Origin of the sequence: Nocardia niigatensis NBRC 100131 (assembly GCF_000308655.1) — a bacterium.
Classification (GTDB): domain Bacteria; phylum Actinomycetota; class Actinomycetes; order Mycobacteriales; family Mycobacteriaceae; genus Nocardia; species Nocardia niigatensis.
Genome location: NZ_BAGC01000059.1, coordinates 1 through 18,919, shown reverse-complemented (window position 1 = coordinate 18,919; position 18,919 = coordinate 1). Strand labels below are relative to the sequence as shown.

General features: G+C 68.0%; 21 protein-coding genes. 11 read left to right on the top strand and 10 right to left on the bottom strand.

Annotation, left to right across the window (positions count from 1 at the left end):
• The 3 genes from ON33_RS27485 to ON33_RS27475 all read left to right on the top strand — a co-directional run.
• Window positions 1–741, top strand: a 741-nt coding sequence (locus tag ON33_RS27485) for a DNA-directed RNA polymerase subunit beta (protein ID WP_444543768.1), incomplete at its 5' end; no start/stop codon positions are given.
• A 140-nt stretch (window positions 742–881) separates the two neighbouring features.
• On the top strand, window positions 882–4,835 hold the full coding sequence (locus tag ON33_RS27480) for a DNA-directed RNA polymerase subunit beta' (protein ID WP_040862007.1): 3,954 nt from the start codon (window positions 882–884) through the stop codon (window positions 4,833–4,835).
• Window positions 4,836–4,972: 137 nt separating this feature from the next.
• Window positions 4,973–5,452, top strand: a complete 480-nt coding sequence (locus tag ON33_RS27475; protein ID WP_157184760.1) for a hypothetical protein — start codon at window positions 4,973–4,975, stop codon at window positions 5,450–5,452.
• Between the two features lie 64 nt (window positions 5,453–5,516).
• Here ON33_RS27475 and ON33_RS27470 read toward each other — a convergent pair whose 3' ends face one another.
• Complete coding sequence (locus ON33_RS27470) at window positions 5,517–6,209, bottom strand: DUF8020 domain-containing protein (RefSeq protein WP_157184759.1); 693 nt, start codon at window positions 6,207–6,209, stop codon at window positions 5,517–5,519.
• Window positions 6,210–6,338: 129 nt separating this feature from the next.
• Window positions 6,339–7,307, bottom strand: coding sequence for an EamA family transporter (locus tag ON33_RS27465; RefSeq protein WP_040862005.1), 969 nt, complete (start codon window positions 7,305–7,307; stop codon window positions 6,339–6,341).
• Between the two features lie 39 nt (window positions 7,308–7,346).
• Here ON33_RS27465 and ON33_RS27460 point away from each other — a divergent pair, with 39 nt between their 5' ends.
• On the top strand, window positions 7,347–7,883 hold the full coding sequence (locus tag ON33_RS27460; RefSeq protein WP_040862004.1) for a CGNR zinc finger domain-containing protein: 537 nt from the start codon (window positions 7,347–7,349) through the stop codon (window positions 7,881–7,883).
• On the opposite strand, the gene ON33_RS27455 is transcribed toward ON33_RS27460, so the two are convergent.
• Entirely contained in the window at window positions 7,876–8,757 is an 882-nt protein-coding gene (locus tag ON33_RS27455) for an LLM class flavin-dependent oxidoreductase (RefSeq protein WP_245550750.1), read from the bottom strand. The two genes, ON33_RS27460 and ON33_RS27455, sit on opposite strands and share 8 nt — an antisense overlap.
• 254 nt (window positions 8,758–9,011) lie before the next feature.
• Here ON33_RS27455 and mqo point away from each other — a divergent pair, with 254 nt between their 5' ends.
• Window positions 9,012–10,517 carry a malate dehydrogenase (quinone) gene (gene mqo / locus ON33_RS27450; RefSeq protein ID WP_040862011.1) on the top strand — a complete coding sequence of 502 codons (1,506 nt, stop codon included), beginning with the start codon at window positions 9,012–9,014 and terminating at the stop codon, window positions 10,515–10,517.
• A gap of 107 nt (window positions 10,518–10,624) precedes the next feature.
• Window positions 10,625–11,116, top strand: a complete 492-nt coding sequence (locus ON33_RS27445; RefSeq protein ID WP_040862003.1) for a PaaI family thioesterase — start codon at window positions 10,625–10,627, stop codon at window positions 11,114–11,116.
• Window positions 11,117–11,137: 21 nt separating this feature from the next.
• Here ON33_RS27445 and ON33_RS27440 read toward each other — a convergent pair whose 3' ends face one another.
• Entirely contained in the window at window positions 11,138–12,145 is a 1,008-nt protein-coding gene (locus ON33_RS27440) for an aldo/keto reductase (protein WP_040862002.1), read from the bottom strand.
• A 183-nt stretch (window positions 12,146–12,328) separates the two neighbouring features.
• Between ON33_RS27440 and ON33_RS27435 the strand changes: the two genes are divergently transcribed.
• The gene (locus tag ON33_RS27435) at window positions 12,329–13,168 is read left to right on the top strand and encodes a helix-turn-helix transcriptional regulator (protein WP_040862001.1); all 840 of its coding nucleotides are present in this window, start codon (window positions 12,329–12,331) and stop codon (window positions 13,166–13,168) included.
• Between the two features lie 4 nt (window positions 13,169–13,172).
• On the opposite strand, the gene ON33_RS27430 is transcribed toward ON33_RS27435, so the two are convergent.
• Genes ON33_RS27430 through ON33_RS27420 form a run of 3 tightly spaced genes read right to left on the bottom strand, consistent with a single transcriptional unit; the run spans window position 13,173 to window position 14,976 of the window.
• Entirely contained in the window at window positions 13,173–14,159 is a 987-nt protein-coding gene (locus ON33_RS27430; protein ID WP_040862000.1) for a pirin family protein, read from the bottom strand.
• A 16-nt stretch (window positions 14,160–14,175) separates the two neighbouring features.
• Window positions 14,176–14,490, bottom strand: coding sequence for a GNAT family N-acetyltransferase (locus ON33_RS27425; protein WP_040861999.1), 315 nt, complete (start codon window positions 14,488–14,490; stop codon window positions 14,176–14,178).
• A 3-nt stretch (window positions 14,491–14,493) separates the two neighbouring features.
• On the bottom strand, window positions 14,494–14,976 hold the full coding sequence (locus ON33_RS27420) for a carboxymuconolactone decarboxylase family protein (RefSeq protein WP_040862010.1): 483 nt from the start codon (window positions 14,974–14,976) through the stop codon (window positions 14,494–14,496).
• A 144-nt stretch (window positions 14,977–15,120) separates the two neighbouring features.
• Here ON33_RS27420 and ON33_RS41715 point away from each other — a divergent pair, with 144 nt between their 5' ends.
• Window positions 15,121–15,297, top strand: a complete 177-nt coding sequence (locus tag ON33_RS41715) for a hypothetical protein (RefSeq protein ID WP_157184758.1) — start codon at window positions 15,121–15,123, stop codon at window positions 15,295–15,297.
• 45 nt (window positions 15,298–15,342) lie between these two features.
• Here ON33_RS41715 and ON33_RS27415 read toward each other — a convergent pair whose 3' ends face one another.
• On the bottom strand, window positions 15,343–15,801 hold the full coding sequence (locus tag ON33_RS27415; protein WP_040861998.1) for a MarR family winged helix-turn-helix transcriptional regulator: 459 nt from the start codon (window positions 15,799–15,801) through the stop codon (window positions 15,343–15,345).
• Between the two features lie 111 nt (window positions 15,802–15,912).
• Here ON33_RS27415 and ON33_RS43610 point away from each other — a divergent pair, with 111 nt between their 5' ends.
• Both ON33_RS43610 and ON33_RS27405 read left to right on the top strand, forming a co-directional pair.
• The gene (locus ON33_RS43610) at window positions 15,913–16,539 is read left to right on the top strand and encodes a GTP cyclohydrolase II (RefSeq protein ID WP_040861997.1); all 627 of its coding nucleotides are present in this window, start codon (window positions 15,913–15,915) and stop codon (window positions 16,537–16,539) included.
• Window positions 16,540–16,617: 78 nt separating this feature from the next.
• A complete protein-coding gene (locus ON33_RS27405; protein WP_083869345.1) occupies window positions 16,618–17,385 on the top strand; it encodes a dioxygenase family protein in 768 nt (255 codons plus the stop codon).
• An 8-nt stretch (window positions 17,386–17,393) separates the two neighbouring features.
• On the opposite strand, the gene ON33_RS27400 is transcribed toward ON33_RS27405, so the two are convergent.
• Window positions 17,394–17,861: a MerR family transcriptional regulator gene (locus ON33_RS27400; protein ID WP_051152899.1), complete on the bottom strand. Its 468-nt coding sequence runs from the start codon at window positions 17,859–17,861 to the stop codon at window positions 17,394–17,396.
• Window positions 17,862–17,990: 129 nt separating this feature from the next.
• Here ON33_RS27400 and ON33_RS27395 point away from each other — a divergent pair, with 129 nt between their 5' ends.
• Entirely contained in the window at window positions 17,991–18,194 is a 204-nt protein-coding gene (locus ON33_RS27395) for a hypothetical protein (protein ID WP_040861995.1), read from the top strand.
• A 26-nt stretch (window positions 18,195–18,220) separates the two neighbouring features.
• Here the strand turns inward: ON33_RS27395 and ON33_RS27390 are convergent, their stop codons facing one another.
• A complete protein-coding gene (locus ON33_RS27390) occupies window positions 18,221–18,712 on the bottom strand; it encodes a SixA phosphatase family protein (RefSeq protein WP_040861994.1) in 492 nt (163 codons plus the stop codon).
• Window positions 18,713–18,919: the final 207 nt, after the last annotated feature.

The window sequence follows — 18,919 nt, the reverse complement described above, 5'->3', positions numbered from 1 at the left end:
GTGCTGGAAACCCACCTGGGTTACATCGCCAAGACCGGTTGGCAGGTCGACGGTTCCCCGGACTGGGCGAAGAACCTGCCCGCCGAGATGATCGGACAGCCCGCCGACACGAACATCGCCACCCCGGTGTTCGACGGTGCGCGTGAGGAAGAGCTGACCGGCCTGCTCGGTTCGACTCTGCCGAACCGCGACGGCGAGCGGATGATCAACGACGACGGCAAGGCGATCCTGCTGGACGGCCGCTCCGGCGAGCCGTTCCCGTACCCGGTGTCCGTGGGCTACATGTACATCCTGAAGCTGCACCACCTGGTCGACGACAAGATCCACGCGCGTTCGACCGGTCCGTACTCGATGATCACGCAGCAGCCGCTGGGTGGTAAGGCGCAGTTCGGTGGTCAGCGCTTCGGTGAAATGGAATGTTGGGCCATGCAGGCGTACGGCGCGGCCTACACCCTGCAGGAGCTCCTCACCATCAAGTCCGACGACGTGGTCGGCCGCGTGAAGGTGTACGAGGCGATCGTCAAGGGCGAGAACATTCCGGAGCCGGGTATCCCGGAGTCGTTCAAGGTGCTGCTCAAGGAACTCCAGTCCCTGTGCCTCAACGTGGAGGTGCTGTCCTCGGACGGCGCCGCCATCGAGATGCGCGATGGCGACGACGAGGACCTGGAGCGCGCCGCGGCGAACCTGGGTATCAACCTGTCCCGCAACGAGGCTGCGACGGTCGACGACCTGGCGCAGTGAGCGATCGGTCCGGGAGTGCTCGACGAATTATCGAAAAGCGCTCCCGGGCAGACCGTTTCGAGCGACCTGCAAGCAGTCGCTACGAGCGGATTTAGCGAACTTTTGCTCAAACTCAACCCGAACAGGGGAAAGGAAGTTACGTGCTAGACGTCAACTTCTTCGATGAACTCCGGATCGGCCTGGCCTCCGCCGAAGACATTCGTAACTGGTCGTTTGGTGAAGTCAAGAAGCCGGAGACCATCAACTACCGCACGTTGAAGCCGGAGAAGGACGGCCTCTTCTGCGAGAAGATCTTCGGTCCCACCCGGGACTGGGAGTGCTACTGCGGTAAGTACAAGCGCGTCCGCTTCAAGGGCATCATCTGCGAGCGCTGTGGTGTCGAGGTGACTCGCGCCAAGGTGCGTCGTGAGCGCATGGGCCACATCGAGCTGGCCGCTCCGGTCACCCACATCTGGTACTTCAAGGGTGTGCCGTCGCGACTGGGCTACCTGCTCGACCTCGCGCCGAAGGATCTGGAAAAGATCATCTACTTCGCCGCGTACGTGATCACCGCGGTCGACGACGAGCTGCGTCACAACGAGCTGTCCACGCTCGAGGCCGAGATGGAGGTCGAGAAGAAGTCGGTCGCCGACCAGCGCGACGCCGACCTCGAGGCCCGCGCCCAGAAGCTGGAAGCCGACCTGGCCGAGCTGGAGGCCGAGGGCGCCAAGTCCGACGTCCGCCGCAAGGTCAAGGACGGCGGCGAGCGCGAGATGCGTCAGCTGCGCGACCGCGCCCAGCGTGAACTGGACCGGCTCGACGAGATCTGGACCACCTTCACCAAGCTGGCCAAGAAGCAGCTGATCATCGACGAGGTGATCTACCGCGAGCTGCAGGACCGCTACGGCGAGTACTTCACCGGCGCCATGGGTGCCGAGGCGATCCAGAAGCTCATGGAGACCTTCGACATCGAGGCCGAGGCCGAGAGCCTGCGCGAGACCATTCGCACGGGCAAGGGCCAGAAGAAGCTGCGCGCGCTGAAGCGTCTGAAGGTCGTGGCCGCGTTCCAGACCAACGGCAACTCGCCGATGGGCATGGTTCTCGACGCCGTGCCGGTGATCCCGCCGGAGCTGCGCCCGATGGTGCAGCTGGACGGTGGCCGCTTCGCGACCTCCGACCTGAACGACCTGTACCGCCGCGTCATCAACCGCAACAACCGTTTGAAGCGACTGATCGATCTGGGTGCGCCCGAGATCATCGTGAACAACGAGAAGCGCATGCTTCAGGAGTCGGTGGACGCGCTGTTCGACAACGGCCGTCGCGGCCGTCCGGTCACCGGTCCGGGTAACCGCCCGCTGAAGTCGCTGAGCGATCTGCTCAAGGGCAAGCAGGGTCGTTTCCGTCAGAACCTGCTCGGTAAGCGTGTCGACTACTCGGGCCGTTCGGTCATCGTGGTCGGTCCGCAGCTGAAGCTGCACCAGTGTGGTCTGCCCAAGCTGATGGCGCTCGAGCTGTTCAAGCCGTTCGTCATGAAGCGTCTGGTCGACCTGAACCACGCGCAGAACATCAAGTCCGCCAAGCGGATGGTCGAGCGTCAGCGTCCCCAGGTGTGGGATGTCCTCGAAGAGGTCATCGCCGAGCACCCGGTGCTGCTGAACCGTGCGCCCACCCTGCACCGCCTGGGTATCCAGGCCTTCGAGCCGCTGCTGGTCGAAGGCAAGGCCATCCAGCTGCACCCCCTCGTGTGTGAGGCGTTCAACGCCGACTTCGACGGTGACCAGATGGCCGTGCACCTCCCGCTGTCCGCGGAGGCGCAGGCCGAGGCCCGCATCCTGATGCTGTCCTCGAACAACATCCTGTCGCCGGCGTCGGGTCGCCCGCTCGCCATGCCGCGTCTGGACATGGTGACCGGCCTGTACTACCTGACTCGCCTGGAAGAGGGCGCGAAGGGCGAGTACCGGCCCGCCACCAAGGATTCGGCCGAGTTCGGCGTCTACGCTTCGCCCGCCGAGGCGCAGATGGCGGTCGACCGCGGCGACCTGACCGTGCGTTCGCTGATCAAGGTCCGGCTGACCAACCAGCGTCCGCCGAAGGACGTCGAGGCCGAGCTGTTCCCGAACGGCTGGCAGCGTGGCGACGCGTGGATCTGCAAGACCACCCTGGGCCGCGTGCTCTTCAACGACCTGCTCCCGGCGGACTACGCGTTCGTCGACGAGCCGATGCCGAAGAAGCGTCAGGCCGCGATCATCAACGATCTCGCCGAGCGGTATCCGATGATCGTCGTCGCGCAGACCGTCGACAAGCTGAAGGACGCGGGCTTCTACTGGGCCACGCGTTCGGGTGTCACCGTCTCCATGTCGGACGTGCTCGTTCCGCCGGAGAAGGCGGAGATCATGGCGCGTTACGACGCGCAGGCCGATCAGATCGAGAAGAAGTACCAGCGTGGTGCTCTCGATCACCAGGAGCGCAACAACGCCCTGGTCAAGATCTGGCAGGAAGCGACCGAAGAGGTCGGTAAGGCGCTGCGTGCGCACTACCCGGCCGACAACCCGATCATCACGATCGTCGACTCGGGCGCGACCGGTAACTTCACGCAGACGCGAACCCTCGCGGGCATGAAGGGTCTGGTGACGAACCCGAAGGGTGAGTTCATCCCGCAGCCGATCAAGTCCTCCTTCCGTGAGGGCCTGACGGTTCTGGAGTACTTCATCAACACCCACGGTGCGCGAAAGGGTCTGGCCGACACCGCGCTTCGTACCGCCGACTCGGGTTACCTGACCCGTCGTCTGGTGGACGTGTCGCAGGACGTCATCGTGCGCGAGACCGACTGTGGCACCGAGCGCGGCATCGTGGTGCCGATCGCGGAGAAGCAGGCCGACGGCTCGCTCATCCGGGACGCCCACGTCGAGACCAGCACCTACGCCCGGACGCTGGCCACCGACGCGGTGGACGCCAAGGGCAACGTGGTGGTCGAGAAGGGCCACGACCTGGGCGACCCCGCCCTGGAGGCGCTGCTCGAGGCCGGCATCACCGAGGTGAAGGTCCGCTCCGTGCTGACCTGCACCACCGGCACCGGCGTGTGCGCCACCTGCTATGGCCGCTCGATGGCGACCGGCAAGCTGGTGGACATCGGTGAGGCCGTCGGTATCGTCGCCGCCCAGTCCATCGGTGAGCCCGGTACCCAGCTGACCATGCGTACCTTCCACCAGGGTGGTGTCGCGGGTGACGACATCACGGGTGGTCTGCCCCGAGTTCAGGAGCTCTTCGAAGCTCGTGTGCCCAAGGGCAAGGCCCCCATCGCCGAGGTGTCGGGTCGCGTGCGGCTCGAGGACGACGACCGCTTCTACAAGATCACCATCATTCCGGACGACGGTTCGGACGAGGTGCTCTACGACAAGCTGTCGAAGCGTCAGCGTCTGCGGGTGTTCAAGCACGAGGACGGCTCCGAGCGTCTCCTGGCCGACGGTGACCACGTCGAGGTCGGTCAGCAGCTGCTCGAGGGCTCGGCCGATCCGCACGAGGTGCTGCGCGTGATGGGTCCGCGTCAGGTGCAGGTCCACCTGGTCCACGAGGTCCAGGAGGTGTACCGCTCGCAGGGTGTGTCCATCCACGACAAGCACATCGAGGTGATCGTCCGTCAGATGCTGCGTCGCGTCACCATCATCGATTCGGGTGCGACCGAGTTCCTCCCGGGTTCGCTGGTGGAGCGTGCCGAGTTCGAGTCCTCCAACCGCCGCGTGGTCGCGGAGGGTGGCGAACCCGCCTCGGGTCGTCCGGTGCTCATGGGTATCACCAAGGCGTCGCTCGCGACCGATTCGTGGCTGTCGGCGGCCTCCTTCCAGGAGACCACCCGCGTGCTCACGGACGCCGCGATCAACTGCCGCTCCGACAAGCTGATCGGCCTGAAGGAGAATGTGATCATCGGTAAGCTGATCCCGGCCGGTACCGGCATCAACCGGTACCGCAACATCCAGGTTCAGCCGACCGAGGAGGCCCGCCAGGCCGCGTACGCTGTCCCGTCCTACGACGACAGCTACTACAGCCCGGAGGGCTTCGGCGCCTCGACCGGTGCCGCGGTTCCGCTGGACGACTACGGCTTCAGCGACTACCGCTGAGCGCCATAGGCAGGCAATAGGATTCGGCCCCCGCTCCGATCGGAGCGGGGGCCGAAGTCTTTTCGCGTCCGGTGTCCGGATCGCGGGTTTATGCTGGTTGCGGCGATGTAACCAGTCCCGGTCCGCGAGGAGCTGACATGTCGGTTGGTCGTGTGGTCTCTGCTCGCCGTGGCGTCGTCGCGGTTGTTTTCGGGATGGCGGCGCTGTTCCTGTCGGCGCCGCAGACGGCAGCGGATCCGGATGGCGGACTCAATGGCTGTCAGCACGGTGGACTGATGAGCGGCACCATGATTCCGGGTACCGGCAGCGTCGGCCAGAGTGTGCGGCGCGCGGCGGATGTGTGGGGTTGTGCCAGTTCGCTGCTGCCCGGCATCGGTTCGGGCCATTTCAGCGCCGACTTGCCGTTCAATAGCCTCGACGCGCCGTCGACGGGTCAATTCGCCTGGGACGACGGCAGTGTCAGCACCGTGATCGGCCGGCCCAACGGGCTGTGGACGATCATCGACGGCCCGGGGAGCGGGCACACCCTGAAATTCGATCTCGCCGGCGAGATGAATGTCTGGTGGTACCACTGGGGCGGCAGCATGCCCGTGGATTCGATGAGATTCCTGAACTGACCCTGGACGGCGATCGGCCCGCGTTCTGACGAGGAGCGCGGGCCGAATCGTGGTGCGGGGCGGGTCAGTTCGCCGGTTGCGGGGCGGAGAGGGCGGCGAAGGCGGGGCGGAAGAGGTTGGCGGTCCCGGGGGCCAGGGTGTCGACGTAGCTGAGGGCCGCGTCGGTGGCCTGCCGGCCGCCGGACTGCTGGAGGCCGATCGCGCCGCCCACGACGCCGCCGACGACGGCGAGCAGGGGCGCGGTGATGAAGTCGAGGACGAAAAGGCCGAGGGGGAAGCCGGCGATGAAGCCGATGGTGGCGCCGATGGCCGCGCCGGTGGCGACGGCGGGCAGGTTGGCCTGGACCACGTCGAAGAAGTGCTGCTGGGCGTCGACCTCACGGACCGGGGTGTCGGATTCCGCGATAGGGGTGAGGGTGAGGCGTCGGTTGTCCTGATCGATGACCGGGGTGAATTCGGCTGTCCTGCCGTCGATGTCGTACTTCAGCGGGACGGTGGAGACCAGCACGCCGTCGTCGTTGGTGACGATGACGGCGTCGCCGTCCCAGGTGGCGAGGAAGTGCCCGGCCTGCAGGGTGCTGACCGCGGAGCGGTGGTCGGCGGTGAGGGCCACGTCATAGCCGATGTTGTGATCGGTGCCCTTGATCTGCAGGGCGGGTTGCGCGGGAGCCTGGGCCGGTTCGGCGGTTGCGGTGCCAGCGACGGTGGTCACGGTCAGGCAAAGCAGGGCGGGCGCAATGTATTTGGTTATAACCATCGTGGTTTCCCTCGAGTTGCGGACTGGTTCCCCGACATTTGCGACAAACTACCGTTACCAACTCGAGATGTGAAGGGTTATGGCGCACAAGCGCACTGGATAAATGAAATGGGCAGGTCAGTGCCCGTGTCAGGAGTGCGGCGTGTCGCTCGCGTGGGGGTCGTCCGCGGGCTCCCCGAGCCGGACCACCACCACGCCGATGAGAATCAATGCGCCACCGAGCAATTGGATGGGGGCGGGCGCCTGGCCGAGCAGTGCCCAGGAGAAGAGAATGGCGGCCAGCACCTCGCCGAGCGCGGCGAAGGAGGCCAGCCGTGAGCCGAGCAGCCGGGTGGCGGCGATGCCGGTGACGTACGAGACGGCGGCGGTGATCACGCCGAGCGCGAGCAGTGGTGCCCACCAGTCCGCGATGAAGCCCTGGAACGCGACGGGCGCCGTGGTGGCGTGCAGTGGCACGACCCCGATCAGCCCGGCGGCCAGAATCCCGAGCCCGCCGACCAGCAGTCCGCCGGTGGCCAGCACGGTGCCGGGCACCTGGTCCCCGGCGTGCGCGGAGAGGATGAAATACGCTGCCGCGCCGACCATCGCGCCCAGCGCCCAGGCGATGCCGATCCAGCTGGTGTCGGTGCCGGAGTTCAGGTCGAGCACCAGGATCAGGCCGGTCACGCCGATGATGGCGCCGAGAATGGTTGCGCGCCCTGGTTTCTGGCTGTGCCGCAGCCACAGCCACACCACCACCGCGATGGGCGCGGTGTATTCGATGAGCAGCGCCACCGCGACATCCATGTGCGCGACGGCGTTGAAATAGGCGAGCTGCGCGGTGGCGACGGCGAGCAGGCCGTAGCCCGCGAGCAGGGCGGCATTGCGGCGCAGTAGTTTCCAGTCGCCGCGCAGTTGCGCCGCGGCCATGGGCAGCAGCACGAGCGCGCCCAGCAGGACCCGGACGATGACCACGGCGGCGGGACTCCAGCCGGCGTCGATGAGCCCGCGGGCCAGCGGGCCGGAAAGCCCGAACGAGGCCGCCGACAGGACGGCGCAGAGCAGTCCGGACCGCAGCCGGTTCGCCACCACCGCTCTGTCATTGGTCACAGCTGCCATGACCAATGACGCTAAGCCGCCGAGGTGTAATCTGTCAAAGTGATTTTCGCTGATGACACGGTGGCGGCCATGGCAGCGGCGGTGGAGCTGGTGAACTCGGCCGAGGAACCGGACACCCTGACCGAGATCGCCCAGCTGGACGAGTTTTTCGTCAAGCACGGTTACACCGGCGTTCACGCCCGCACCCGGGCCGAGCTGACGGCCGTCCGGGCCCAGCGCGCCCCGCTGCGCCGCCTGCTCACCGCCGGCCGCGACGCCGCCGTCGACCTGGTGAACGCCATCCTGGCCGAGCATCACGCGGTGCCGCGGCTGGTCCGCCACGACGGCCTCGACTACCACATCCACGCGGTCCCGCCCGAGGCGCCGCTCGACGTCCGGATGGCCGTCGAGACCGCCATGGCGATGATCGACCTGATTCGCGCCGACGAGCTCTCCCGGCTCGCCATCTGCGCGGACGAGACCTGCGCGGGCATCGTGCTCGACCTGTCCCGCAACAGGTCTCGCCGCTACTGCTCCACGGCCTGCACCAATCGCAACGCGGTCGCGGCGTACCGCGCCCGCAAGACGGTCAGCTGATCACGTCGGCCAGCCGATCCACCTGGTCGGCATCGCGGCCGTAGCAGTACAGCATCACCTCGTCGGCGCCGAGGTCGCCGAATTGCCGGATGGCGTCGCGGATTTCGGCGGGCGTGGTGAGCATGCCGGCGAGCATCTGGTCGGCGCGGCCGGAGAACTCGTAGTACGCGCCCATCGACGCGCGGGCGTCGTCGAGCCCGGCGTCCGGGCCGAGCGCGACGTTCACCTGGGCGACGATGCGGGGCGCGCCCGCGCGGCCGTGCTCGGTCCAGGAGCGGCGGGCCGTGTCGAAGAGCCCGCCTGCCCAGGAGGGCGCGGCGGCCGCGAGGAAGCCGCCGCCCCAGCGGCCGACCCGATCCAGGGCGGCGGGCTGGAAGCCGCCGAAGAGCAGTTCAGGACCGAGGGGCGAGCGCGGCGCGGGGCCGATGGGCCCGCAGCTCGAACTGAACGGTTTGCCCGCCCAGAGCTCACGCATGAGGCCGATCTGCTGGTCGAGGCGCCGGCCGCGGGTGCGGAGCTCGGTGCCGGAGGCCTCGTGATCGTCGGCGCGACCGCCCACACCGAGGCCCAGTACGAAGCGCCCGCCGGACAGCACGTCCAGGGTGGCGGCCTGTTTGGCGAGCAGGGCCGGATCGCGCAGGGGTGCGATGAGCACCTCGGTCTGCAGCCTGACGCGGGTGGTCGCGCCGGCGAGCACGCCGAGGGCGACGAGCGGTTCGGGATTGTCGTAGACCAGCCGGTCGAGCAGGCCGAGGGTGGAGAAGGGGCCGGCGTCGGCGCGGCGCGCCCAGTCGAGCAGGGAGGTGGGTTCGGAAATGGGAAGTCCGAGACCGATGTGCATGGGGATGTCCTCCATGGAGAGATGAGTGGGCACAACTGTTTCGCCGCCCACTCCGCGCCTCTCCGGAGGCGGATGCTCTCATTCTGCGGCACAACTTCCGGAGAGCATCTCTTGGATTGTGGCCAATATAGGATGCTTTCGAACGATGTCGCAACCGGGCCGGTAACTCCGCGTGCGCCGGGCCGGGTTGGACGATAAGGTTTGCTGCGCCGCCCTGGCGGGCCGGTGGATGGTGCTAGCGTGCCCGTACGCTGTACGAGTTCAATCGGGGTTTCCAGGTAATGACGATGAGAACACAACTGCCGCTGCGGCCATACGATGTCGTGCTGATCGGCGGCGGCATTATGAGCGCGACGCTCGCGATGCTGATCAAGCATCTGGAACCCAGCTGGACCATCGCGGTCTACGAGCGATTGCCCGAGGTGGGCTCCGAAGCGTCTGCGGCCTGGAACAATTCGGGTACCGGGCATGCCGGACTGTGCGAACTCGATTACACCCCCCAGAATCCCGACGGCACCATCGATATCGAGCCGGCGCTCGAACTCAATGAGCAGTTCCAGCTGACCCGGCAGTTGTGGGCGTCGCTGGTGGAATCCGGGGTGCTGCGCAAGCCGGAGACCTTCATCAATCCGGTGCCGCACATGACACTGGCGCGGGGTCGGCGGGAAGTGGATTTCCTGCGCCGCCGCCACGAAACGATGTCCGCGCATCATCTTTTCGCGAATATGCGATTCAGCGACGACCCGAAGGTCATTGCCGAGTGGGCGCCGCTGCTGACCGCCGGCCGTGACGACACGGAGCCGATCGCCGCGACCCGCGATATCACCGGCAGTGATGTCGATTTCGGTGAGCTGACGGTACAGCTGTTCCATTGGCTGCGCTGGCAGGATGTCGAGATCCACCGCAATTGCGAGGTGCGCGGACTGCGCCGCAACAATGACGGCACCTGGCAGTTGCGGGTCGACTGGCGCACCGACAACGACCGCCTCACGCGAAAGGTGGACGCGCGCTTCGTCTTCGCAGGGGCGGGCGGCTGGGCGCTGAAGATCCTGCAGCGGGCCGGGGTCCCGGAGGTGCGCGGCTATGGCCTGCTGCCGGTCAGCGGCCGATTCCTGCGCTGCGACAAACCCGATGTGGTTGCCGAGCACGACGCGAAGGTCTACGGCAGTGCGCCGGCGGGTGCGCCGTCGATTTCCATGCCGCACTTGGATTCCCGGGTGGTGAACGGTGATCGCGCGCTGCTGTTCGGTCCGTACGCGGGCGCGAATCCCCGCTTCCTGAAACGCGGTTCGATCCTGGATGCCGCGGCGTCCGTGCGGCCGGCCAATGCCGGCCCGATCGCGGCCACGGTGAAGTCGAATTCCGAGCTGATGCGGTTGCTGGTCGGGCAATTGGCGTCGACCCGGAAGAAGAAGCTGGCCGCCCTGCGGGAATTCGTTCCCGGGGCGCGCGCCGAGGACTGGACGCTGATCACCGCGGGACAGCGCGCCCAGCTGGTGAAGCCGGATCCGGAGCGCGGCGGCGTGCTGGAGTTCGGGACGGAAGTCGTTGCCGCGCAGGATGGTTCGATCGCGGCGGTGCTGGGCGCGGCGCCGGGCGCCGCGACCGCCCCGGTGATCATGCTGGAGGTGCTGGAGCGTTGCTTCCCGCGCTATTCCCGGCTCTGGGAGCCGCGGCTGCGCGAGCTGATGCCGACGCTGGGGCAGAGTCTGGCCAAGGATCCGCGGCTGGCGCGGCAGACCATGGCCCGGACCGCCGAGACGCTGGGGCTGGCCGGCCGGGTGGTGGGCTGAGCGGCGGGTAGCCGCTGCCGAGCCCGGGCGGCAAGCCGCCGTGGACAAAGCGGCGTCCAGCCCGGTATGAAATTGGAACAGGTTTCAATTTCCGGGCAGGAGACGCGATGGACAGCGCTACCAAGGACGAGGCCAACGCCGCCATGGGCGAGATGGTGATGGCGGGCTTCCAGAAGCTCGGCTTCATCCAGTTCACCGGCATCGAGGGCGTGGACTACGCGCCGGGCCGCAATGTGGTCCGCATGGCCGCGCGGCCCGAGCACTTCAACCACAATGGCGACATCCACGCCGCCCTGCTGTTCGGCCTGGCCGAGACGGCCGCCATGGGCGCGTCCATCTCCGGCATCGTGGACCTGCTCGCCGACACCTTCATCGTCGCCCGTGACGGCCGCATCGAATACCTGGCCCGCGCCAAGGGCGAGGCGGGCCCGTTCAGCGCCACCGCCGAGCTGACGCCGGAGACCATCGCCGAGACCCGCGCGAACATCGAATCCCGCACCGAGATCGAGCTCGAGGTGCCGGTGACGATCGCCGACGTCACCGGCAAACCCGTGGCCCGCGCGGCCTTCACCGCGGTGATCCGGCCGCGCCGGAAGTGACGCCCCGGCAGTGAATCCGGGTCAGCGCTCACTGTCGAGCATGGCCATCTGCGCCGGCGCGTAGCGCCCGCCCGCCACCCGCTCGGCGGGCACGGCCGCCTCGATGGTGGCCAGCTCGGCCTCGGACAGCCGGATGTCCACCGCCGCAACGGCTTCGGACCAGCGTTCCGGCTTCCGTGCGCCGATCAGCGGCACGATATCGGTGCCCCGCGACAGCACCCAGGCGATGGCCAGCTGGGCCACGCTCACCTGGTGCTCGGCCGCGATCTTCGCCAGCGCGTCGACCAGCTGCAGGTTGGCGTCGAGGTTCTCGCCCTGGAAGCGCGGGCTGTGGGCACGGAAGTCCGACGGCGCGAACTGCTGCCCGGGCCGCAGCGAATCGCTCAGCAGGCCGCGGGACAGCACCCCGTAGGCGGTGATGCCGATTCCGAGTTCCCTTGCGACAGGCAGGATTTCGGCCTCGATGCCGCGTGAGATCAGGGAGTACTCGATCTGCAGGTCCACGATCGGGTGCACGGCCGCGGCGCGGCGCAGCGTCTCCGCGCCCACCTCCGACAGGCCGATGTGGCGGATGTACCCGGCCTGCACCAACTCGGCCAGACCGCCGATGGTCTCCTCGATCGGGATGTTCGGGTCCAGCCGGGCGGGCCGGTAGACGTCGATGTAGTCGGTGCCCAGCCGCTGCAGCGAGTAGGCGAGGAAGTTCTTGGTGGCCGCCGGCCGGGTGTCGACGCCGCCGAAGCTGTTGTCGGGTCCACGCAGCGCGCCGTACTTCACGCTGAGCAGGATGTCCTCGCGCTTGTGGTCGGCCAGCGCCTGCCGGATGAGCAGTTCGTTGTGGCCCATGCCGTAGAAGTCGCCGGTGTCGATGAGGTTCGCGCCGGAGTCCAGGGCGGCGTGCACGGTGGCGATCGACACGGCGTCGTCGGCGGTGCCGTACATGCCGGACATGCCCATGGCCCCGAGGGCCAGGCGGGAGACGGCGGGCCCGGTAATGCCGAGCTGGACGGTGCTGAGGTTCGTGGTCATGCTGACAACATTGCGCCCACTTCACGCGGTCCGGGAGAGGAGCGTCGATCCGGGGACCGGCGATCCCTGGTTACGGCCGGTGGACCGTCCGGCCCCGGTTGTGGACGGCTGGGGATGAATTCGCGCGGAGGCTGGGACTGCCGATACCTGGCTACCGGGCCGGCGACGGGGGACAGTGGTGAGGTGGATCGAACCGAGCTGGCAGATTTCCTGCGCCGCCGCCGTGAACAGCTGCGACCCGGCACCGTCGGGCTGCCGCCGGGCGCGCGCCGCCGCACCCCCGGTCTGCGCCGCGACGAGGTCGCCATGCTCGCGGGCATGTCGACCGACTACTACACCCGGCTGGAGCAGGCCCGTGGCCCGCGGCCGTCGGTGCAGGTGCTCGCCGCGCTGGCCCGGGCGCTGCGCCTGACCGACACCGAGCGCGACCACCTCTACCACCTTTCCGGGCATCAGGCTCCGGCGCGCGGCGGCGACAGCCATGTGGGTCCCGGCATCGTGCACGTGCTGTCCAAGCTGGACGACACTCCGGCCGTGGTCATCTCGGACCTGGGGGAGGTGCTGTTACAGAACCGCATGCACACCCTGCTGTCGGGGGATTACTCGCAGCGCCGGGGCCTGGATCGCTGTGTTCCGTGGCGCTGGTTCACCGAAGCGGACACCCGCCGCATCTTCCCCGAGGCGGACTGGGATGCCATGAGCCACAAGCACGTTGCCGATCTGCGGGCCACCGCCGCCCGCCGCGCCGGGGACGCCGACGTGACCGAGCTGGTGGCCCGGCTGCGGGCCGCCAGCCCGGAGTTCGAGCGGCTGTGGACCGAGCACGAGGTGGGGAGCGGACGCGGGCACACCAAACGCATGATCCACCCGGAAGTCGGTGTGCTGGACCTGATCTGCGAACCGCTGCTCACACCCAGCGCCACCCGGCACGTCCTGATCTACTACCCCGCGCCCGGCACCGACACCCAGGAGAAACTGGATCTGTTGCGCGTCATCGGAACTCAGTCCATGACGAGCCGCTGACCGCTCACTCGTGCGGCACGCCGCACCGGCGCTTGCGCGGCTTCAGATGCAAGCCGGGCAGCGGCGGCGCCGGGATCCGCTGCTCCGGGGTGTGCCCGGCGATATCGGCGAAACGGCCGACATCGTGCTTCTCCCAGTCGTTGCGGGCCTGCTCGATCTCCTCGTGGCTGCGCGCCACGAAGTTCCACCACATGACCAGGTCCTCGCCGAACGGTTCACCGCCGAGCAGCAGCAGATGCGCGCCCGCGGTGTCGTGCAGCCGGATCCGGTCCCGATCGCTGCCCAGATAGAACAGGCTGCCGGGCTCGACCACGGTGCCGTCGACACTCAGCGCGCCCGCGATCACCAGCACCGCGTGCTCGAATTCCGGGTTCAGCGGCAGCTCCGCGTCCGCTCCGCCCTCGACGCGCAGGTCCGCGCCCACGATCGGGGTGTAGGCGGTCGCCGGGGAGGTGACCCCGCCCAGCGACCCGATCAGCACGGTGCCGGCGACCCCCGCGATCGCGAATTCCGGCAGCTCGCGGTGCTGCTCGAAATGCGGTGCGATATCCCGGGATTCGTTCGGCAGCGCCACCCACAACTGCAGCCCGTGTCCCGAGACATGGCCCGGCACCCGGTATTCCGAGTGCGCGATGCCGTGTCCCGAGGTCATGATGTTCAGCTGACCGGGCTCGATCTCCACATCCGAGCCCACGCTGTCGCGGTGCCGGATGCGCCCGTCCAGCGGCCAGGTGACCGTCTGCAATCCGATGTGCGGATGCGGATCGATATCGTGCCCTTCGGGATTGGCCGCGGAGCCGGAGCCGAAATGATCCAGGAAGCACCACGCGCCGACGGTCGGCAGGTCGCGTTGCGGCAGCGTCCGGAAGACGGTCACCCCGCGCACGCCGCCCAGCGGCACCTCCCGCGCCGGAAAGAACTCCGCGCGCGGTCCGGGCCGGCCCGAGGATTCGCACAGCGACTCCTCCGGACGCGGTTCCAGATCACTCATTTCCGCTCCTCCCTGATCACCTCTTGATCCCCTTGCCCACGACGTGTTCGTCGAATTCCGGGTGCTTGTCCAACCAGCCCTTGATGAACGGGCAGCGGGCCACGATGACGCGGCCGCGGGCGATGACGTCCTTGATCGCCTCCTGCGCGAGCAGATTCGCGAGGCCTTTGCCGCTGAATTCCTGGTCCACCTCGGTATGGATGAAGGTGGTGTCGTTGTCGTCGCGCTCGCGGTACTCGCTGAACCCGGCGAGCGAATTCCCGTACCACACCTCGTACCGGTGTTGCGCGTCGTTGCGAACGACGGCGGCCGCCACGGCCTGTTCGCTCATTGTTCAGTTCTCCTTCCGCACCCGCACCGGATGTCTGCTCATAATCGACACACGATTGAACGCGCCGATAGTGGTCGCAGCCCAGATGAGAACGGACATCTGGTCATCCGACAAATGTTGCCGCGCAGCAGCATACTCACGCTGCATGGTCTCCTCATCCGGCAATGAAGTGACCGTCTCGGCCACCGAGAGCGCGGCCCGCTGCAGTTCCGTGAACAGGTACGGACTGCGGCTCCAGACGGTCAGCACATCCAATTGCTGCTGGGTGATACCGGCTTCGCGGGCGGACCGGGAATGCAGGTCCAGGCAGAACGGGCAACCGGTCAGCTGGGAGACGCGCACATTCACCAGTTCCACGACCGCGCGGTCCAGATCCGCTGCCACGGCGGCATTCCGCACCGCGAAGGCGAGGCTGTTGAGCGCGTGGAAGACCTCGGGGGTCTGCTTGTCGATCCACACCCGGTCGTGAGTTACAGGCGACTGCATAGTGGCTGCATCGTAAGCCGAGAACATGAACCGTGCCTTCCGGTCGGAATATTGGCGTTTCGGATCGGGTCATCCAGGTGAACTCAGCGTGCCGCCGGTGCGGCGCCCGCCCCCGGCCGGGCGAAGAAGTCGAGGGCGAGCGGCGTGCCGGGCCCCGGGCTGCTCGACCATCACGACATGGCCGCCGAGATGGCCACCACGGTGCCCAGCGAGAACGCCACGATCGAAAACGTCTCGGCCCCATGGGCAATCGCCTCGGCGACCAGATCGCCGAACGCACCCGCCGGCGCGGGCTACCGGCGTGCCGGCGGGACGACGTGACCGTGCCCTGCGAGCCGGAACCCGATCTGCCCGAAGCCCTTCCGGCTACTCCGATGACTCCCGCAGCCGGCGGCCGACTTCGCCGAACCCGGCCGCGACCGCGGCCAGCTGGTCCGGGGTGAAGGCGTCGATGAAGAACTCGCGCACGGTCTCGACGTGGCCGGGCGCGGCCTGCTCGAGGCGTTCGTGCCCGAGATCGGTGAGCCGCGCGTAGACGGCGCGCAGATCCTGGCTGCAGGTGCGGCGGCGCACCAGCCCGGCCTTCTCCAGCTGGTCGACCTGATAGGTGAGCTTGCTCTTGGAATTGACCAGATCGGCGGCGAGCTCGGTCATGCGCAGTTCGCTGTCGGGAGCGGCGGCCAGGCGGACCAGGATCTCGTACTGCAGATGGGAGAGCCCGGAGTCCCGCTCGAGCTGCCTGCCCAGGTGGCGTTCCAGCAGGCCGGCGGCATTCAGGTAGGCCAGCCAGGCCTCCCGCTCCGCCTGGGTCAGCCAGCGTGTCATCTGCCCAGGTTACCGCCGGTCGTTCGGGTTGGAATAACCTCGCGCTCGCAGCCGTTCAAATTTGAACACTGTGCTTCGTTCAAAGAGCGGTACTCGGCCTCAGGAGGAATCATGAGCAGCACCTTCGTCGGGGCGACTGTCCGCACCCGCGTCCGGATTCCGCTGACCTTCGCGGACGGCTACTCGACCACCGCGCAGGCGATCACCTTCGACGGCCTGGCCGACGGCCGTGAGCACGTCGCGCTGGTGCTCGGCGAGCCCGACCCCGGACTCGGCACGCCCCTGGTGCGGCTGCACTCGGAATGCCTCACCGGCGACGTCTTCGGCTCCGCCCGCTGCGACTGCGGGCCGCAGCTGCGCGAGGCCGTCGAACTCATCTCCGGCGCCGGCGGCATCCTGCTCTACCTGCGCCAGGAGGGCCGCGACATCGGGCTCTACAACAAGCTCGACGCCTACGCCCTGCAGGACGCCGGCCTGGACACCTACCAGGCCAATACCGAACTCGGCTTCGACGAGGACGCCCGCGACTACACCGCGGCCGCCCAGATGCTGACCGCCCTCGGCGTCGGCGAACTCGACCTGCTCACCAACAATCCCGACAAGGTGCGCCAGCTGACCACCCTCGGCGTCACCGTGCGCGACACCGTCCAGACCGGCGTCCACGCCAACCCCGACAACCTGCGCTACCTGCGCGCCAAGGCCGAACACACCGGGCACACCATCCGGCTCGTCGGCTGAGTCGACCATCAAGTTCCGTGGCTGAGATCGAGAGGAAGAACCATGTCCCAGGCCGTGACTCACGAGCGGACGGACCGCATGCCGGTGCTCTATCTGAGCCACGGCGCGCCGCCCCTGGCCGACGATCCGGTCTGGCCCGGCCAGCTGGCCGCCTGGTCGGCCGAACTGCCCACTCCCGCCGCCGTTCTGGTGGTCTCCGCGCACTGGGAGGACGCGCCCGTCACCCTCGGCGCGACCACCACGGTGCCGCTGCTCTACGACTTCTGGGGCTTCCCCGAGCACTACTACCGGGTGCGCTACCCCGCCCCCGGCGCACCGGATCTGGCCGCGAAAGTCCGTGCGCTGCTGGGCCGTCCGGGGCAGCCGGTGCACGAGGCGCCGACCCGCGGACTCGACCATGGCGCGTACGTGCCGCTCGTCGAGATGTACCCCGGCGCCGACATCCCGGTCCTGCAACTGTCCCTGCCGACACTGGATCCGGTCGGTCTCTACGATCTCGGGCGCCGTCTCGCCCCGCTGCGCGACGAGGGCGTGCTCATCCTGGGCAGCGGCTTCTTCACGCACAACCTGCGCGAGGCGAACTTCTCCCGGCCGGCCGACTTCGCACCCGGCTGGTCCAGGGAATTCGACCACTGGGGTGACGAGGCGCTGGCCGCCGGGGACATCGACGCGCTGCTCGACTTCGAGCGCACCGCCCCCGACGCTCGCCGCGCCCACCCGCGCACCGAGCATTTCGCGCCGCTGTTCGTCACCCTCGGCGCGGGCGCGGACGAGCTGTCCACACAGCACACCGCCATCGACGGCTTCTGGTACGGAATGGCCAAGCGCTCCATCCAGATCGGCTGACCCGGTGCTCAGTTTCCTTGGCGGGCGGCGCCGTTCGACCGGGCCGGCGGATCACAGGGCTGACCGCCGCCGTAGAGCTCGATCTTGTGGTCGAGGACGACCAGCGTGGACTGGAGTTCCGCGATCTGGGTGAGCACCTCGGCGCGGGTCCGCCGGAACATCTCGAGCCGCTCCGGGTAGGTGTGCTCCCCGGCCCGCACCAGCTCCGCGTACTTGACCATGTCGGCCACCGACATGCCGGTGAGCCGCAGCTTCCCGATGAAGGCCAGCCACCCGAGGTCCCGGTCGCTGAACCGGCGCTGGCCCGAGTGGTCGCGGCCCACGTAGTCCATCAGCCCGATGCGCTCGTACCAGCGCAGCGTGTCCCGGGTCAGGCCGCAGCGATCGGAGACCTCGCCGATCGAATACCGCGGCCGCTCCAGCTCCGCGGTGCTCTGTGTCGCCGGATCCCGCTGTTGTACCGGTGCTGCGTTCATCGGTCGCGCCCCTTCCTGCCGAACCATCCACGACGCTACTGGGTTGGAGTGCACTCCAAGCAAGCCTACCGGGGGTGCGAAGCTCGAATGAGCGGCGCGACCGGGCCGTTCCGGGCCTACCCTGGGGACATGGCTGGAAAAGACGTGGATCGGATCAGGGCCCGCTCGGCCCTGGAGACGGCCAAGGAACAACCGGTGATCACGGCTATCGCGGCGCTGCCCGTGGTGGTGGTGCTCGGCGTGGTGTGGTGGCTGCTCGGCTTCTGGCCGGCGCTGCTGCTCCTGCTGATCTTCGGCGGTGTCGTGGTGTGGAAGGGCAAGCTACTCGGCTGAGCGCGGCCGTGCCGGGGCGGGCCGACCTACCGCGGTACGTGGAATCTCACCAGTTCACCCGTGCCCGGGTCGGCGGCTGCCCACGGGCGGTCGAACTCGATGACCGCCAGCGCCGAGGTGGGGAACTTCGCGCTCAACTCCTCGGCCGCGCCGGAATGCCGGTTGGCCGCCAATTCCCATGCCGTCCACGGCATTCCGGGGGAGTGGCCGACGACCAGCAGGGTTTCCACGGCATCATCGGTGAGTTGCAGCATCTCGATGATCACGTGCGGGGACGCCTCGTAGATCGAGCTCTCGAACGTCACCGGCGCGGTGATGCCGGTAGCCGCCAAGGTCTCCCGCGTCCGCGTCGAAGTGGAACAGAGGACGGCGTCGATCCGCGGCTGGGCGGCGCGCAGCCAGTCGCCCGCCAGGGCCGCCTCGCGCCGCCCGCGCGGGGCGAGTGGGCGCTCATGGTCCTGCACGCCCTCGGGGTATCCGGATTTGCCGTGCCGCATCAGGATGAGAGTCCGCACCATAGGGATTACGGTAGGTGTCCTCGAGTGAATCCGGGAGACCGGTCTCACAGCGGTGCGCGCTGGTGCCGACGCGAGACAGTTCTCACACTCGAGGCACACTGAAGGTGGCGTCACATCGCGATGCCCACCCGACGCGACGCCACCTATATTAGAACGTGTTCTACCAACCCTGCTCGAGCCCGAGCGGAGTATTACACGCGACAGTTT

What these genes read in the sequence shown, in the direction of transcription:
- ON33_RS27475 (WP_157184760.1), top strand. Translation starts at nt 4,973, where the DNA reads ATGTCGGTTGGTCGTGTGGTCTCTGCTCGCCGTGGCGTCGTCGCGGTT.
- ON33_RS27470 (WP_157184759.1), bottom strand. Translation starts at nt 6,209, where the DNA reads ATGGTTATAACCAAATACATTGCGCCCGCCCTGCTTTGCCTGACCGTG.
- ON33_RS27465 (WP_040862005.1), bottom strand. Translation starts at nt 7,307, where the DNA reads ATGGCAGCTGTGACCAATGACAGAGCGGTGGTGGCGAACCGGCTGCGG.
- mqo (WP_040862011.1), top strand. Translation starts at nt 9,012, where the DNA reads ATGAGAACACAACTGCCGCTGCGGCCATACGATGTCGTGCTGATCGGC.
- ON33_RS27445 (WP_040862003.1), top strand. Translation starts at nt 10,625, where the DNA reads ATGGACAGCGCTACCAAGGACGAGGCCAACGCCGCCATGGGCGAGATG.
- ON33_RS27440 (WP_040862002.1), bottom strand. Translation starts at nt 12,145, where the DNA reads ATGACCACGAACCTCAGCACCGTCCAGCTCGGCATTACCGGGCCCGCC.
- ON33_RS27430 (WP_040862000.1), bottom strand. Translation starts at nt 14,159, where the DNA reads ATGAGTGATCTGGAACCGCGTCCGGAGGAGTCGCTGTGCGAATCCTCG.
- ON33_RS27425 (WP_040861999.1), bottom strand. Translation starts at nt 14,490, where the DNA reads ATGAGCGAACAGGCCGTGGCGGCCGCCGTCGTTCGCAACGACGCGCAA.
- ON33_RS27420 (WP_040862010.1), bottom strand. Translation starts at nt 14,976, where the DNA reads ATGCAGTCGCCTGTAACTCACGACCGGGTGTGGATCGACAAGCAGACC.
- ON33_RS27415 (WP_040861998.1), bottom strand. Translation starts at nt 15,801, where the DNA reads ATGACACGCTGGCTGACCCAGGCGGAGCGGGAGGCCTGGCTGGCCTAC.
- ON33_RS43610 (WP_040861997.1), top strand. Translation starts at nt 15,913, where the DNA reads ATGAGCAGCACCTTCGTCGGGGCGACTGTCCGCACCCGCGTCCGGATT.
- ON33_RS27405 (WP_083869345.1), top strand. Translation starts at nt 16,618, where the DNA reads ATGCCGGTGCTCTATCTGAGCCACGGCGCGCCGCCCCTGGCCGACGAT.
- ON33_RS27400 (WP_051152899.1), bottom strand. Translation starts at nt 17,861, where the DNA reads ATGAACGCAGCACCGGTACAACAGCGGGATCCGGCGACACAGAGCACC.
- ON33_RS27395 (WP_040861995.1), top strand. Translation starts at nt 17,991, where the DNA reads ATGGCTGGAAAAGACGTGGATCGGATCAGGGCCCGCTCGGCCCTGGAG.
- ON33_RS27390 (WP_040861994.1), bottom strand. Translation starts at nt 18,712, where the DNA reads ATGGTGCGGACTCTCATCCTGATGCGGCACGGCAAATCCGGATACCCC.